The sequence below is a fragment of the Methanosarcina sp. 2.H.T.1A.6 genome (assembly GCF_000979455.1).
Lineage (GTDB): Archaea > Halobacteriota > Methanosarcinia > Methanosarcinales > Methanosarcinaceae > Methanosarcina.
The window spans coordinates 42,182-58,223 of the sequence record NZ_JJOY01000038.1 but is presented as its reverse complement, the minus strand read 5'-3'; the positions used below and the strand labels follow the sequence as shown (position 1 = coordinate 58,223).

Below are 16,042 nucleotides of genomic sequence, written 5' to 3'. Positions count from 1 at the left end.
CTAATTGTTTCTCTTTAGTTATTTATTTTTCCGCAAAGCATTTAATTCTTTATTAAACTTCAAACCATTTTGAAGTTATGTTTTGAAGAAAACAGGCTTATGAATCTGAATATGAAAACAAACCTTGTTTATTGAAGTCTCTATGGAAAGCCAGCTCCAAAAAAATAAGGGTGAATATTTTTGGGTTATGTGAGAAAAAAGTTGAGCCATTTTCAGAGAATGAAGTTGACTATTTTCCTGCCAAAAATAGAATAATAACTGATTGGGAATTAACAAAATTTCAAGAAGTGTATGCTGATTACTAACATATAATTTCATTCAGGTTAAAATTATGGTCATCCACCAAAAGTATGGTCATCCACCTTTACATTGTTGATGTTTTTGAGTAAAAACAAACATGAAATTCTTCAAATAACAGGCACAAATAAATGATAGTACTTTTCAAATTACAGTACTTTCATGCCAACATGTAAAAAGTTTAAGTTAAAATTAAAGAGCCTGATGCCTCAATATTTTCTGCACCGGCCTTTTATAAAAATAACTGAAATTCCCGGAAGGGCGAGTTTTTCCAGGATCAGGTCCGAAAGTTCTGAACCGGGAGTCAGCTTTTTTCCTTCCTTTTCCATCTCCTTTACTGTTTCCTGCCAGGTATTACTTTCACCCTCTTTTTCTCTGTCTCCGCCTTCTTTTCCTTCTTCTCCATATTCTCCATCTAAATCAAAAAAAGACACATCAGGCACTATCGATTCTACCACTTTCCTGAGGGCAGGGACTTTTTGCCCTCCTGTCATGGCTGCGACTTCGTTCTGGAGCACAAGCACAAGTACTTCATAACCTTCGCTTGCAGCATTTAAGAGCCCGAGGATGCCGGAATGTGCAAGGGCAAAGTCTCCGATTACTGCTATGCCTTTTTTCTCAAAGCCGCAGGCAACCGAAATTGCCGAGCCCAGTGCAAAGCTGACATCAACTGCAGCAAGAGGTTCTGGGGCGCTCCGGACAGAGCAGCCCATATCTCCGGCGACCTGAATGTCAGGTATGCGGAGGAAATTGTAGAGAGGAAGATAGGGGCAGTCTTCGCAGATTGAAGCCCTGCCTTTCTTTCTGGATTCAATAAGTTTGAAATCCTCAGGTTTTGAGACATTTTCTTCTTCGATATGCTCAAGAGCAAACTCGATATCTTCAGGCATTATTTGCCCGTATGGGAGGTGACCCGTCTTTTTACCGTAGACGTTGCCTGAAATCCGGATCTGCTCTTCTATGAAAGGTTCTGACTCTTCAGCTACCAGTACTCTCCTGTTATTTTTAAGGAAGTTTCCTATTTTCTGCAGAGGAAGGGGATTTACAAGGTTGAGGACAAGATGAGAAACTCCATGATAACAGCCTGATTTTTTCAGCGTATCTTCCACAATTGAAGCCGCAAAACCCGAGGAGATAATTCCAACCCGTTTAATTCCTTTAACCCGTTCGACTCTTTTCTGTTCAGAAGTCTGTGCTTCCGCTTCGATCTCTTCTATTCCTTCTTTAATTTCGTTAAGGTCAGTATTTTCGGCTTCTGCTTCAAGTACCGGATAAACTTTAGAATGGAAATGCTGGTGTTTTTCCACCATCCGGAGTCCCCAGATAGAACGGTCAAAGCCGGGGTGGACAGCTGAAGATGCGGGAAGGCGACGGACTTTTCCTTTACTTTTCTCCAGGCCTGCGGTTACCCTTAGAATTACCGGAGCCCGGATTTCCTCCGAAAGTTCGTAAGCCCGCCTGAGAGTCCTGTATGCAGCATCGGGGTCAGCCGGATCAAATACCGCAACTTCAGCTATCCTGCCATACCAGCGGGAGTCCTGCTCATTCTGAGAACCTTTTACACCCGGGTCGTCTCCTGCAATGATTACCAGACCTGCACCTATAGTGTGCGTAACTGAGGTTATAAGGGGGTCGGAAAGCAGATTCATCCCAACGTGTTTTACAAGCACAAGAGCCCTTTTGCCTGAAACCGACGCTCCGAGTGCTATTTCCAGCGCAACTTTCTCGTTTGTAAGCCATCTGGCTCTATAAGTTGAACTGTGGGCGTTGGTTGATGAGTGATCTGTTTTAGTTGATGAATTATCTGTTTCAGTTGATGAGTTATCTGTTTTCAAAAAAAGTTCCATCAGGGAGGTAACAGGATATCCGGGGACTCCTGTTATAAGTGTAACATCACTGTCAATGGCTGCAAGATAAAGGGCTTCAAACCCGTTACATAGTGTTGCTTCTTCTTTCAAGTTGGCCCCCCCGTCCGGGAATTATAGAAGTTGCGGTAGATTCCGGTACCGTTTAATTCGTTTTTAATTCGTGTTCAATAAGTTTTTAATTCGTTTTTTCCATGCTCATTGGCTTTATCTCGGTTCCAGGGACAATAGATTCTTCGGGTCTTCCGAACCAGGGCAGGGAGGCAAGAGCACCTATTACCCCGTTGCCGTCAAGCAGGACTTCCACATTATTTTCTTCGGCGCAGCGCAGGGTGTCTGCCTTCGAGACCCTTTCGGTCCGGCAGCGGTTGCTGTACGAGTAAAGCCCTTTTGCATAAAAATCAGATAGCACTACAAGCCCTGTTTCTCTGGACGCGCTGTATTTTTCAAGGGCTTTTTTAAAAGAGTCTACGAGCCTTGACTTCGCTTTTTCGTCCACACAGCCAAATTCCAGGACCGTTGACATGCAGTTCTGGGTTTTTTCCGGAACAGGGAAGAGCTGGACAAGGGCATGGGATAGGTAAACGGCTTCCTGGCAGTCCAGTTCCTTTGCGATGTTATGGGTCAGGGTCCAGGTGGCTCCGATGTCCTTTGAATCTGTGTCATCTATGCCTATAAGGACGCGATCCCTGCGGGGAACCACAACTGTCCCCTTAGCACAGCGCTCTCCTCCGGATTCGGAAATCCTGTAGCTCAGAACTCCGTCTGCAAGTGCTCTGCAGCGGGTTGCACCAACCCCTCCGCCTCCCAGTCCTGCATAGGTGATCTCCACTTCGTCTCCCTGCACGATCACTGATTCTATGCCTGCGGCTGCAACCGAGGGTTTGAGTTCGAGGTTTGAGGTTCCGGTTTTCATAAAATAGCGGATCATATTTCCCGTTGAACGGGCTTTCAGGATAAGAGGAGCTTTTGCATAATGGTAAAGGGACCAGGCTGCCCCGCTGTAGCAGTTGGAGTGTTCAATAATTTCCGCATACTCGTTTTTCGCGTCACAGACCGCATAAATGCCCCGGTAAGGCACAGTATAGGGGTCGTCCAGAGTAAGTTCTTCAGTCTGTCTGTTATCCAGTGCACAGGCGTTTATATGTTTTGTAATGCCGAAGACCTCCTTTTTATGGAGATAGAAAGTGGGAGGATGAATCGTTTGATCGAAAAGCCCATTCCCTGTAAATATATGTAGGTATATTAAGGTATTATTTAAAATATCAGGATTTTTAACCTGATTTACATGACATAATATATTTTAAAGTTTAAGAGTTAGAATCGGCTGAAACAATATTAAATTGGCTTATCAATATAAATCCTTCGCAAAACACTCGCCGCAGCTATCTAATGTCGGTGCAACACTATACCTGTTTTCCTGGAAAAACACCCGAAGAATTGCTGCAACAGGCGAGAAATCTATGAAGGCAGAATAGTGTGGGAAACTGAAGGCTTAGATATATATATGCACGATCTCTTTACCTGCACCGAAACTCCGATTACCAATGAATCAATACAGGAATACCCTGCGATCTACGGTAACAGAACATTTTGGGATGATTATCGCAATGGGAACGGCGATATCTACATGTGCACGATTTCAAGAAAGAAACAGGGATCAAAAAAGCCATAAACGAAAGAAAAGTCGCAAGATTTAAGCTGGAGATTAGAGAACGACAGATATACCCCTGTTTCTGTGCGTTATAATCTCCAGTAAACACCCACTAACCCGTTATATCCCGCTAAAGTAGACATACCCCACTATTAAGCTGGAGATTAGAGAACGACAGATATACCCCTATTTCAGTACGTTCTAATCTCCAGTAAACACCCACTAACCCGTTATATCCTGCTAAAGTTCAGGTACACCCACTATTAAGCTGGAGATTAGAGAACGACAGATATACCCCTATTTCGGTACGTTCTAATCTCCAGTAAAACACCCCTAACCCATCATATCCTGCTAAGTTCAGGCAGGAGTTTCTTTTATCATGATATAAGCAACCATTCCAGAGTTCAGCTTGCTTTCCCTTGAAATCTTTTTCTCAATCTCCTCAGCGGATTTACCTTCTATTTTCATTTCCTTAATCTTTTCAATTACTGAGGATGGAATTGCGTAATATTCATTAATGTCTTTCCTGTGCCCCCAGACATCTCCTTCGAGGAGCTGGACCCTCTGCATCTGAAGGAACATCTCTATGGACTTTGAGACTGTATGCATGTAAGATTTAGGTAACTGAATTACCTCAATCTTCGGGCAGGTCTCAACCAGTGCAAAGATGTCCTTGTTCGAAGGCCTGAAGGCAAGATGAACAACGCGCTCATTCGGATTAAGTGTAAAGATTTCTTCTCTGGAACTGACAACTCTTATTCTCATGATTTTCCCCCACTGTAAAGTTCTTTTTTGATTGTACCCTGATATAAAGTACATATACTTATTATAAATAGTTATCTCATTGAGCTAATATTATTTAGATAGTATTCCAGAGATGTGGGTCATATATCAGTTACAAAAATGGCATAAAAAATCAAAAAAAGACTTAAAACGGTTTTTATAAGATAGTTTTGCTATAATTTCTACCCCTCTAATGAGATTATTAATTACAAAGTATAGCTTAATTATTTTAATCACTAATTTATTTCAGATTTAGACTTCAATGAGACTTTCCCGTTCATCCTTACAAAGAAAAATTAACAGAAAAAAATCAAGCCCCCCCCACTCTTTGAAATTAAGTAGGGAGATTTTAACACTCCCGTATTAAGAAAAATAAGTGATTTTTGTGGACTTCTGCAAAAAATAAGTTCTATAGAGAGTTTTGGTACATTGAGGGTTTCGGTACATTGAGGGTTTCGGTACATTGAGGGTTTCGGTATTTTGAGGGTTTCGGTATTTTGAGGGTTTCGGTATTTTAAGAGTCTCGTCAATTTCAAATTTTTTACCTTACAAACCCTTCATCTTTAAGGCTCACGTACCTGCCATCCCCTATAATTATGTGGTCAAGGATGTCGATCCCGAGGAGCTTTCCTCCCTCAACCAGTTTTTCAGTAACCATTATGTCCTCCCTGCTCGGGCTCGGGTCTCCGGAGGGGTGATTATGGACCATGATTACAGAGGCAGAAGATTCAAGAAGAGCCGACTTAAAAACCTCACGAGGATGTACGATGCTGGCATTCAGGCTGCCTATGGATACCACTTCTTCTTTAAGGATCTGGTTTTTTGTATCAAGATACAGTGTTATAAATTTTTCTTTTTTTTGTTCGCGCATTTTTGGATACATCAGGGTATAGACATCCTTTGGAGAACAGATTTTCCTTTTTGGCTCTTCTATAAAGGTTTCAAGCCTTCTGGCAAGTTCGAAAACTGCAGCTATCTGGGTAGCCTTTGCTTTTCCAACCCCCTTGACCTGGGTAAGCCTTGAAACATTTGCAAGGCTAAGCTGCTTGATACTGTATTCAGATAATATCCGGCTGCACAGGCTGACAACATTTTCTTCCCTTGACCCTGTCCTCAGGACTATCCCAAGAAGTTCGGCGTTTGAAAGGGACTCCGGTCCGTTCTTAATAAGCCGCTCCCTGGGACGCTCTTCCTCAGGAATGTCATGAATCCTTATTTTTGTTACTTCCATATTCCATCCCCCTCTTTCATCCTGACCGAACAGGTACTCCTTACTGGCATACCTGCTGTATACAGAGCAACTAATCTGTGCAGAGCACTAAACTGTGCCCTTATGGGTAGTAACTGTTCGGGCTTACAGTAAGTTATATTAGTAACAATTATTATTGGCATTTTTAATATTTGAATCTTTTTGGAAATGGGCCAGTTTGTCCAAAAAAACACATTGATGTTACCAATTGGAAGCTTGTGAATAATCTCTCGACATTCAAATGGTTATTTTTAAACCGAGATGGTGAAAAGGAGCCGACCCTTACTTATACCGGTAAGCCCATAAGGCTCTTTGATGAAGGTCATTTCTGTTGTAGGGTATAAGAAATCGGGTAAGACAACCCTTGTTTCAGCCCTGGTCCGGGAACTTTCCGGGTTTGGGACAGTAGGTACTGTAAAGCACATGGGAGAACAGCGCCTCAACCCCGAGGAAACCGACACCGGCAGACACTTTGATGCTGGGGCTGACACGGTAATAGGGATTACAGGCTCTGAACTTGTCAGCTTTTCCAGAGACTCCGACCTTGAAGATGCCCTTGATATGCTCTGCGACCGGGGGCTTGATTTTGCGGTTGTGGAAGGGTTTAAGGAAAGCAATCTCCCTAAATTCGTACTTGGCGACCTTGAAGGCGTCTCCAACGTCGTTATGAGGCTTCCGGAAAACTCCGATATTCATGAGGAACTTAGAGCCTCCCTGGTCGGAATGGCCCTTGCTCAGCCTGATCGCTACACCCTGGACGCACTTATAAAGAAAGCTAGGAAAAACCCATCAATCCGGAAAGCAGGAGCAATCGGCACCTTTACAGGCATCGTCCGCGAGCTTGCAGGAGAGGAGAAAACAGCCCGGCTCGAGTTTGAGAAATACGAACCCGAAGCCTCAAAGGCCCTGGACAAAATCCGTGACGAAATCAAGAAAAAAGAAGGCATCCTCGAAGTCCTGATCCACCACAAAACCGGCGTCATCGAAGCCGGAGAAGACATAGTCTACATCGTGATCGCATCCGCCCACAGGACCGAACTTTTCCCAGCCCTCAGCGAAGCCATCGAGAGGGTAAAAGCCGAAGCTCCGATCTGGAAAAAAGAGTTCACGGAAAAAGAAGAGTTCTGGGTCCACGACCGGGAACACGCCTGAATGCAAAATGTAACAGGAAGAGAAGAAAGAAAAGAAGAAGAGAAGAAGAGAAGAATAGCCGATTAAAAACGAGAGCTAAAAGCAGCAAAAACCGGGAAGGGAATTGAATGAGCGGAAAAACAGAACTTAAACCGGGGAGAACAAAAGCCAGAAGCGCGATCGTGCTGGCAGGAGGCCGGGGCCGCCGGATGGGTATGGTCGAAAAAGCCCTCCTCGAATTCGAAGGAAAAACGATTCTCGAACGCCTGCTTGAAAACCTCTTCCGGGTTGTGGATGAGGTAATCCTCTCGGTCCGAGACAGTGCTCAGAAAGAAAAACTCATCCCTGTGCTTGAAAAATTCCCTTCCCGTGAAATCCGTTTCTGTTTTGATTCCAAAGAGGATGCCGGTCCCCTGGAAGGCATCCGGGCAGGGCTGCTTGAATCATGGTCAGAGTACTCTTTTGTCTGCGCCGGGGATATGCCCTTTGTAAACTTCAGGGTTGTAGACCTGCTGTTTGAGAAAGCAGAAGGTAATGACGCTGCTCTCCCGAGGTGGGAGGAGAAAATGTTTGAGCCTCTGCATGCAGTTTATTCCAGAAAATTGATTCCTGAAATCGACAAAGCCTTTGAGAGAGGTAAACATTCAGTGCTTGCGCCGGTTTTTGAAATGCATAATGTTGTTTTTGTTGAGGTTTCGGAAATTAGGGAAATTGATCCTGAGTTGAGGACTTTTGCGAATATTAACACAGTTGAAGATCTTGAGAGTATGATTGGATCTGCGGTGGAAAAAGTGAAACTGTAATAAAACTCCGGTAAAACGTTGTTGATCTGTTTTCTAATTACTGAAATAGCCTGATTAGCATCTCAAACCGTTCATTTCCCGCGCTTTGCGCGGCTTTTCCGCTATTTATGATACACAATATAAACAGTATTTAGCTGACAACCCTCTCTATTTTTCAAATTCAATTATTTTTTTATGCAGGGACTTCAAAGAAAAATCTATACTGAAGAAACTCTGCTAGAAAAAAAATCGTAGTGTTGTTTCAGTGAATCCCACATTTTGTGGTGTGGGGTTGGACCTTGGTGGAATTGTTAAATTATATCTTAAACGGAAAAGGCGGCAGTCTTGAAAATACGGTAATTCGGGCTGCTGTCATACAAAAAAGTTAGATTAACCGCGAAGTTGGAATGTTCCGGTTTTTACGTTTTTGCCTACGTATTTTTATGAGAAAGCCGGTCGCCTTCGACGACCGGTGAGAACCCGGGGTTTTTCGAGCCGATTCACTCCGGTGATTCTGGCTTACTGAAGTAAAAAATGGATCTTATTTTTCATGCTGGCATTTTTACTTAATTTCTTTACTGATGGGCATCCTCTATCTCAAACTTTACATTACGCCTTTGAAACCGGCGTATCCGGCACTGAGTTACAGATCTGACCATTCACTGGTTTCCTGATTTCGGCACAAATTCTTCCGACCCCTCTTTTGGTCTGGTCGACCTCCCCAATACATAGCCGGCGATTGCTGCAAGAATTGCTCCGACAGTCTCGCTGCTTAAAACCTCATCTGGCATTAAAGCCAGCACTAATACGATTCCAACTATTAAAATCACAGTAAGGTATTCAAGAGTACGGCCTCTGCAGACCATCTTTTCAGACCAGCAGGTTGGATGAGACAGATAATTTACAGTTACAAACGTGAGTAGGGATAAAACCAGGATTTCTAGCAATATAAATCCCAATTTAATTATTCCTAAGTCACCAGACTCATCTGGGATATAGTATATTGCAAGAGTTCCTCCGATTGATATAACCGACATGACTAAGAAAAAAACAATTAGGCCTTGCTTTTTTAGCGCCATCTCATTTGCGGTCACCGTCTCATTTGCGACCAAGTCATTATTATCAGACGACATGTTTCCCCCACTGAAGTTCATCTGAATTTTAAAATTGTACTCGATTTTTATTTAATTATTTGTATAATAAAAAGTCTCAATGGAAGATTTACTTTTCGAAGCAAGGCTTCTAACCTATTATCAGTATGGTTTGCTTAAGATAATCAAAAGCGTAATTTGGTTTCACCATTTTTATCTGAAAAATCAATCTCTTTGAAAAATAGACCCCTGCCATTCCCTTACTTCTTCAGGTGAAAAGGACGGTCAGACTTCTACTTTATTGACTGCAAATTTTCAAGGAAAAGCCGGTCGCCTCCGACAACAGGTGAGAGCCCGGGGTTTTTCGAGCCGATTCACTCCGGTGGTTCTGGTGAACTGAAGTAAAAATGGATTATTATTTTTCACGCTGGCATTTTTACTCAATTTCTTTACTGGTGGGCATCCTCTATCTCAAACTTTACATTGCGCCTTTCAAGCTCTTTTATAATCTCTTCCATAAACACACCCGGTCCCGGGGCATGGCTGTGGTGGAATTCTGTTCCTTTTCCTGGCTCGCCGCCGACGCTTGTAATACATACGCCGCAGGAGGGGCTTTTGGGGACGCCGATAATCCTGAGCTTTATACCGTTGGCTGCGAGGTCTTCAAGCATGTCGGCAAGGGGGGTGAAGATTTTTCGGCAGAAGCGCCTGTAGGAGGGGTGGTCGAGCTGGTCTTTCGTGATTTCCCGGCGCCTCATTCCAAGGTACATGGATTCGGGGCAGGGGAGCTGGATCACGTTTGCGCCTTTGGGGTCAACCGGGGTGGCGGGTTTTGCTCCTTTGAGTCTTGCAAGGGGGTTAAGCAGGCAGTGGCCAACGACAATAACTTCATCAATAGTGTCGCTTGTTTCGAATTTTTCATGGCCCTGTGAAATTCTGTAATATTCAAGTTTTTTCATATAATCACTTACTGCGTTTGTTTATTTAGTTTTTTCCTGAATAAGAGATTATATATTTATCTTCTGCATATGTATCCGAAAATGGTATCTGTAAGCCTTCATACCAGCCCGATTTTTACAATAAGTAAAAGCGGAATTCCAGGAGGCAGGCAGGAACACTGCCTTTATAAGCGGAAGGTCATTTCACATGCATGAAGATTTTGGAACAACACTTAACAGAGGCTTCAAGACCTGGACCAGGAATTTAAACATTTGTATTCCATTTATCCTTAATTTTTTTGTTAGTTTAATTGTTTATGTCTTTTTCTTTGGTTTAATGGGTTTCCTGCTCTTTGCCTCAAACACAGGAAGCATAGCTGACCCTTCTACTCTCCCTCCCGCAGAACTTTATAATATGCTCTGGGAAGGATTTAGGGACAACATGGCAGTCTCGGTGCTGGCAATTATCGTTTTTTCCCTGCTTGGCATGTTCTTACAGGCATTTTTCACAGCAGGGGCAATCGGGATGGCAAAAAAGGCTTCTGAGACCGGAGATACCGTACTATCCGATATGTTCAGGTCCGGTTCGAAAAACGCTTTCAGGCTTTTCCTCACAAGCCTGCTGGTCACCCTGATGCTTCTTGCGGGCATTGTATTCATAGTGCCTGGAGCCCTTACAATCGGGGACCTGAGCGGTCTGATAATGAATCCGGAAGCAGTTGTGGAAGGTATGGGAGCACTCGCTATAGGAATCCTTGTCTGGGGAATCTATAGCCTGACCATAAATATCGTACTTTCCCTTGCCCCTTACGCCCTCGTGATCGACGAACTTGATCCTCTTGACGCTCTAAAAGCAGGTTACAGGTTTTTCAAGAAGAATAAACTCGATGTTTTCTTAATCTGGATAATTACCGTCGGGCTGGCTTTAGCCAATGGTCTTGTCGGGGAGCTTCTGGGTTCGGAAAGCACTCTGATCTCAGGAATTACATATATCATCCCGCTGCTCGTACTGCAGCCGCTTACTGCTGTCCTGTGGACGCGCCTTTACCTGGCCGGGGAGGAAAGGGAGCTTTATAACCATTATGACCTGCTTTCCGATCCGGATGGGTTCTAAAAGGCTCCTGAAATCCACACTTTTTTCGATTTTTTTTCTTTTCTATTTTTTCTGCTTTTTTTCTGCTTTTTTTCGATTTTTTTTCTTTTCTATTTATTCTGCTTTCTATATTTTCTGCTTTTATTCAGGTCCTGCCGAGCAGTTTACACGCTTGGCAGATATCTTCGGTGCAGGTATCCCCGCAGATCCTGCACTTGTCGATTTTTGCAGGAGGGAGCTCCTTTGCAAGGGCTCCTACGAGCTTGTCAAAGCCGCGGAGAAGGGAATACTTGGTGCCGGGATGGTTTTTCTCAAAGCTGTTTAACAGTTCTCTGATTTCCCCTCGAAGGGCTTCTCCCGCATACGGGCACTCGCTGAAGTCCACAGGCAGGGAGTTTATCAGGGCATAGAGTGCCACTTCCTTTTCAGGAATATTCCGCAGGGGTTTTGCCCTCATTACGAGCCCTTCGATTGCTGCAGAAGGAGAAAGCCTGACCATTCGTTCCATATCTCCCCTGAAGTGGTTGAGGAGAATGGTCTGGGCTTCATCGTCCAGGTTGTGCCCTGTTACCAGTTTCGTTGCCCCTATTTCAAGCGCTGCCCTGTTAAGGACGCTTTTCCTGAGAACTCCGCAGTAGCTGCATGTACCTTTTTCCCGGTTCATTACAGCCAGTTCGTCCATTGTAACCCCATGTTCGTCTTTAAAAGACTTTATGATGTGCCGGACTCCGAGCGTTTCTGTAAGCTGTTTTGCAAGTTCAAGGGAGTGGGGACGATATCCGTGTATGCCCTCGTCGACTGAAACTGCCACGATCTGAATATCAGGCCTATCCCCCAGAATTTTATGCATTATATAGAGAGCAACTGAGCTGTCCTTTCCCCCACTCAGAGCAACGGCTATTACATCATTTTTCTTGATGTTGTACTCTTTCCGGATTGTCAGCTTTATTTTCCTTTCAACGTCCTCTATAAAATGTCTTTTGCAGAGATGCATACCGGAGTATTTTTGAAAAATAACAGCTTCATGGTTACATTTTTTACATTTAATTGTCATTTGAAATCCTTTTGAAATCCTTTTTTCTACTTATGAATAATCTGGAAAAAACGGGAGATACGTATGTACAGGGCACATTTATAAATAGCCGTACGTATTTAGAGACATTTAGAGATATTAAGGGACATTTAGAGAGATTAAAGAGTATTTAGGGAGATTAAAGGGTATTTAGGGAGATTAAAGAGTATTTAGAGAGGTTTGGGGAGATTAAAGAGTATTTAGAGAGATTTAGGAGCATTTTAAATAATTATTCATTGATATGAAGAATTTTAATTGTGACAGGCTGCTTTAGGAAAGGGACACCTCGTATATATGGTTTTTTACGTGCCTTTTGGAGAAGCCGAAGTATTTTTTATATCTGCCTCAGAAGGCTTCCTCAACTTAATTCCTAAACTATGTTTCCAAAAGGTATATCCTTTTCAGCAATCAAACCTTACTTATTACTCAGTATTCAAATAATTACAGGGGAAATAGGAAAGGGGGCTTCTTTATAATAAGAATCATTCCGGCAGAAACCAGGCATCTTGAGGATTCCGGATGGCTGAAGAGTTACATGCTTTTTTCTTTTTCAAATTATTATGATCCGGATAATGTCCGGTTCGGAAGCCTGTGCGTTTTTAATGACGATACTGTGCAGCAGGGCAGAGGTTTTTCAACTCACCCGCACTCCGAGATGGAAATTATATCGGTTGTGCTTGAAGGGGAGATAACGCATGAAGACAATATGGGGAATAAAGGAGTCCTTGGAAAAGGAGAGGTGCAGTGCATTACCGCAGGTACCGGAATACAGCATTCTGAGCTGAACACAGGAAAGGAACCTCTACATTTTTACCAGATCTGGATTTTACCCTCAGGAAGCCGCCTTGAGCCTGCGTACTCGCAGAAAAAATTTGAGGAATCGGGGTGGAAGAACCAGTTACTTCCCCTTGCTTCAGGTCAGGGTTTTGAGCACGCCCTGAAGATAAATGCCGATGCAACAATTTTCCGATCCTGTCTCGAAAAGGGGAACATTATCCACTTTAATTCACAGGAGAAACGCTGCATTTTTATTTACATTTCTGCCGGTGAGCTCTCTGTCAATGGCCAGAGGATAGGACAGGGAGATCAGGCTCGCATTGACCTGGAACAGGCTATCCATATGGAAGCTGTTTCTTCCGGCACGCCTGCAGAATTTTTCCTTATTGATGTTCCCCGGCAAGGGTCCAAAAAACAGGCAAAAAGATGAAAGCAGCTGAAAAAAGAGATTCTTTCAGGTAAAGAGAAGCACTCTCTGGAACAGCGGCAAGAATCGAAGCCGGATAAGTTCTTTTGAGTAAGAGAAAATATCATAGAACAAAAAATAGATCGGAAAAATCCTGGGAATAAAGTAAAAAGACCGAAAAGAGGGGATGAGAAGAGGCATAATCAACTGGGAAGGGGAAGTGACAAAAAAGAGAAACTGCCTGGGAGAGGTAGTGATATTATAGAGGAGCATCCGGGCAGGGGAGAGTCAGGAGAGGCAGAGGTAATCAGAGAGGGAGATAAAAGAAAACAAAAAGAAGACTGACCTAAAGGTGTAAAGATTGAAAGATCGAGGCTGAAGATTGAGGAAATTTCCGAAAGCAAAAATCATGGGATGTGGTTACGGAGCAAGCCGTACATCTGGAAATAGAAAGAGGATTTACTTCACAGTCAGAATAACAGAGTGGGATAGTTTAGAAAACAGGGTGAAGTGAGAGGTAAAAATAGTTTTGGAGAGGGATTTGCCTCTCACTTCTCCGTTGCTTCTGATATCTGCGGGGGCCGGTTGAGGAATGGCGAACCCCAACCGGCTTCCGGCTGTGAAACCTCTCCCGGCGTCGGTGACTGAGGAATGGCAAAAAACCTCGATCGTCACCTCATACGGGCAGGGTTCCGGGTTGCGCATAACAGGATTGAGGAATGGCGAACCTCATTTGTCCTGATCTGCTGTTTTTTGCTAAATGCTCTCATGAACCCCATTCAATATTAGCATTTAGAACTACGTGTTATAGTATAACTGTTAGATATAAAACATAAGTGGAAATGATTTTTCTTTTTCTTTGATGTAATAAAGCACCTTCAAAATTTTCAAGTGGCTGATCGCATCGGTAAACTAAAATTGTTTGCGCTGGCAAATCCTATTATTTATATCTTCCGCCGGAGAGCCATCCGTCCAGTAAAAGGGCATTATTATAAAGGAAACCTATTTATAATATTAAATCCAAAATTTCTGTTCTTAAATTTATATTTTGATCAAGTTTACTTAAGTTATTTTTTCGGATTCTTCTTGTTTCTTCTTTCATCTCTTTCTTATGTTCTATGTTTCTCATTCTCTGTTCAATCTCTTTCTATTTATTAGTTCTGTTCTCTTACAATTTATTTATTCTGATTTCTTCGCTGTATGAATATGTATATCAGTTTCAAATAAACCGTTTCAGACTTTAAATATACATTCTCTGAAACAAAATATATTCCGTAGCAAGATTAATTATTAATAGTAAGTGTATAAAGTCTTCTAATAAGTTGATTGGATTTTAAAGAGATTATTTTCTGGGGTGCCTGCTGAGTGGAAGAAGTTTCTTTATTCTTGCTCCTTTGTTCTGTTCTTGCAGGCTATCTGCTTGGCATATTTTCAGGGCTTTTGCCTGGCATACATACAAATAATTTTGCACTTGCACTTGTAGCTCTTGCGCCTTTTCTGGCTGAGAAAGGAATTGCCCCTTTTTACATTGCCCTTATAATCCTCTCAAACGCTGTCTCACATACGTTTCATGACATAATTCCGTCTGTGTTTTTAGGAGCACCTGACGGAGACACAGCGCTTGCAGTCCTCCCAGGGCACAGGCTTTTACTTGAAGGCGCAGGTGCAGAAGCGGTACGTCTCTCTGCCCTCGGGAGTGCAGGCTCGGTGGTTGCATCCATGCTCTTTGTATTGCCTTTTTCTCTTTTCTTCGGGGCTATTTACCCTTACCTGCAAGAGTATATGGCATGGGTTCTGCTCACGATTGTATTTATCATGCTTGCGAGCGAGAAAGGCGAGGAAGTAGAGGGGCAGGGCCCACTTGCAAAATACAGGTCCAAAGCTTTTGCCCTCTTCCTGTTTTTGATCACAGGAGCTCTGGGGCTCTTTGCTTTTTCCAGAGAAAACCTGCTGGTTCCCTTCATAAGCCTTGGGCAGGCATCCGTGCTCCTACCTCTCCTCAGCGGACTTTTCGGGGCATCCCAGCTCATTATAAGCCTCCTCACAAGCTCCGAGATTCCCAAAGAATCCGTCTCAAGATTTGAACTTTCTCGAAAAAGGATCCTGAGAGGAGTATTTACTGGCAGCACTGCAGGTTCCCTTGTAGCCTGGCTGCCCGGAGTTTCTTCTGCTATTGCTGCCCTTCTGGCAGGGCTCTTTGTAAGGTCTGACTTCGACAGAAGGTCCATAAATAAAGAAACTTCCGAACCTGTGCCCGGAGGACAAAAATCCTCTCTTTTTTCCGACCCCTATGCAGATCGCCAAACTCTTGAAAGCTCAAAGGAGTTCATTGTCTCGGTTTCCGGAGTAAATACTTCAAATGCTATTTTCGGGCTGGTAGCCCTCCTGGTTATAGGAAAGACCCGCAGCGGTGCAATGGCTGCTGTGAATGAAATCCTGGGTATCGGGTCACTTGGTTTTCAGGTAATACTGCTCTTTTTTACCGCTATCCTCCTTACCTCCCTGTTTTCGTATTTTTCCACAGTCTGGATAGGGAATAACGCCCACCATATGCTTCAAAAACTTGACTACACAAAACTCTGTGCCGGTGTCCTTGCAGGGCTTGCAATAACGGTCTTTCTTTTTACAGGGTTTTTCGGGCTCTTCCTCTTTGTAATTTCTACCCCCATAGGCATGCTCCCGTCTTTTATGAAAGTCAGGAAATCCCATGCAATGGGCGTTATTTTACTGCCTGTAATCCTTTACTTCTTTTAAGATATCCGTGTTCTCTTAATTGTATTACCAATAAGTTCGGACATTGTTTTTTCTTACCTGGCAGCAGGCCGGCCACAACCTGTGTGGCAGAAGAAGAGAAAGCCGGATGATCCGTTTTCTGGACCGGGTTGTTTCCGTATAAATCATTCA

At 43.3% G+C, this 16,042-nt stretch carries 13 protein-coding genes; 6 read left to right on the top strand and 7 right to left on the bottom strand.

Translation table 11 applies throughout. The features are described from left to right. Positions 1-506 precede the first annotated feature (506 nt). Both EO98_RS10850 and mmp11 read right to left on the bottom strand, forming a co-directional pair. Positions 507-2,255, bottom strand: coding sequence for an indolepyruvate ferredoxin oxidoreductase subunit alpha (locus EO98_RS10850; protein ID WP_048140347.1), 1,749 nt, complete (start codon positions 2,253-2,255; stop codon positions 507-509). Between the two features lie 85 nt (positions 2,256-2,340). After that, positions 2,341-3,243 (bottom strand): methanogenesis marker protein 11, encoded by a 903-nt coding sequence (mmp11, locus tag EO98_RS10845; RefSeq protein WP_200895245.1) that lies wholly within the window; start codon positions 3,241-3,243, stop codon positions 2,341-2,343. 396 nt (positions 3,244-3,639) lie between these two features. Here mmp11 and EO98_RS10840 point away from each other — a divergent pair, with 396 nt between their 5' ends. After that, on the top strand, positions 3,640-3,837 hold the full coding sequence (locus tag EO98_RS10840; RefSeq protein ID WP_048140343.1) for a hypothetical protein: 198 nt from the start codon (positions 3,640-3,642) through the stop codon (positions 3,835-3,837). Positions 3,838-4,173: 336 nt separating this feature from the next. Here EO98_RS10840 and EO98_RS10835 read toward each other — a convergent pair whose 3' ends face one another. Continuing rightward, a complete protein-coding gene (locus EO98_RS10835) occupies positions 4,174-4,581 on the bottom strand; it encodes a DUF1699 family protein (RefSeq protein WP_048140341.1) in 408 nt (135 codons plus the stop codon). A gap of 559 nt (positions 4,582-5,140) precedes the next feature. After that, positions 5,141-5,830 carry a DNA repair protein RadC gene (radC, locus tag EO98_RS10830; protein WP_048140339.1) on the bottom strand — a complete coding sequence of 230 codons (690 nt, stop codon included), beginning with the start codon at positions 5,828-5,830 and terminating at the stop codon, positions 5,141-5,143. Positions 5,831-6,163: 333 nt separating this feature from the next. Here radC and EO98_RS10825 point away from each other — a divergent pair, with 333 nt between their 5' ends. Continuing rightward, positions 6,164-7,000: a molybdopterin synthase gene (locus EO98_RS10825; protein ID WP_048140337.1), complete on the top strand. Its 837-nt coding sequence runs from the start codon at positions 6,164-6,166 to the stop codon at positions 6,998-7,000. 107 nt (positions 7,001-7,107) lie between these two features. Further along, positions 7,108-7,782, top strand: coding sequence for a molybdenum cofactor guanylyltransferase (locus EO98_RS10820; RefSeq protein WP_048140335.1), 675 nt, complete (start codon positions 7,108-7,110; stop codon positions 7,780-7,782). A gap of 638 nt (positions 7,783-8,420) precedes the next feature. Here the strand turns inward: EO98_RS10820 and EO98_RS10815 are convergent. Together EO98_RS10815 and EO98_RS10810 are read right to left on the bottom strand one after the other, a co-directional pair. Then, the gene (locus tag EO98_RS10815) at positions 8,421-8,894 is read right to left on the bottom strand and encodes a hypothetical protein (protein WP_048140333.1); all 474 of its coding nucleotides are present in this window, start codon (positions 8,892-8,894) and stop codon (positions 8,421-8,423) included. A 407-nt stretch (positions 8,895-9,301) separates the two neighbouring features. Next, positions 9,302-9,811, bottom strand: coding sequence for a DUF523 domain-containing protein (locus EO98_RS10810; RefSeq protein WP_052734513.1), 510 nt, complete (start codon positions 9,809-9,811; stop codon positions 9,302-9,304). A 187-nt stretch (positions 9,812-9,998) separates the two neighbouring features. Here EO98_RS10810 and EO98_RS10805 point away from each other — a divergent pair, with 187 nt between their 5' ends. After that, positions 9,999-10,904, top strand: a complete 906-nt coding sequence (locus tag EO98_RS10805) for a hypothetical protein (RefSeq protein WP_048140331.1) — start codon at positions 9,999-10,001, stop codon at positions 10,902-10,904. A gap of 124 nt (positions 10,905-11,028) precedes the next feature. Here EO98_RS10805 and EO98_RS10800 read toward each other — a convergent pair whose 3' ends face one another. After that, the gene (locus EO98_RS10800) at positions 11,029-11,937 is read right to left on the bottom strand and encodes a TIGR00269 family protein (protein WP_048140329.1); all 909 of its coding nucleotides are present in this window, start codon (positions 11,935-11,937) and stop codon (positions 11,029-11,031) included. A gap of 553 nt (positions 11,938-12,490) precedes the next feature. Between EO98_RS10800 and EO98_RS10795 the strand changes: the two genes are divergently transcribed. Together EO98_RS10795 and EO98_RS10780 are read left to right on the top strand one after the other, a co-directional pair. Then, on the top strand, positions 12,491-13,162 hold the full coding sequence (locus tag EO98_RS10795) for a pirin-like bicupin family protein (RefSeq protein ID WP_052734512.1): 672 nt from the start codon (positions 12,491-12,493) through the stop codon (positions 13,160-13,162). A gap of 1,341 nt (positions 13,163-14,503) precedes the next feature. After that, on the top strand, positions 14,504-15,892 hold the full coding sequence (locus EO98_RS10780) for a tripartite tricarboxylate transporter permease (RefSeq protein WP_048140320.1): 1,389 nt from the start codon (positions 14,504-14,506) through the stop codon (positions 15,890-15,892). Positions 15,893-16,042: the final 150 nt, after the last annotated feature.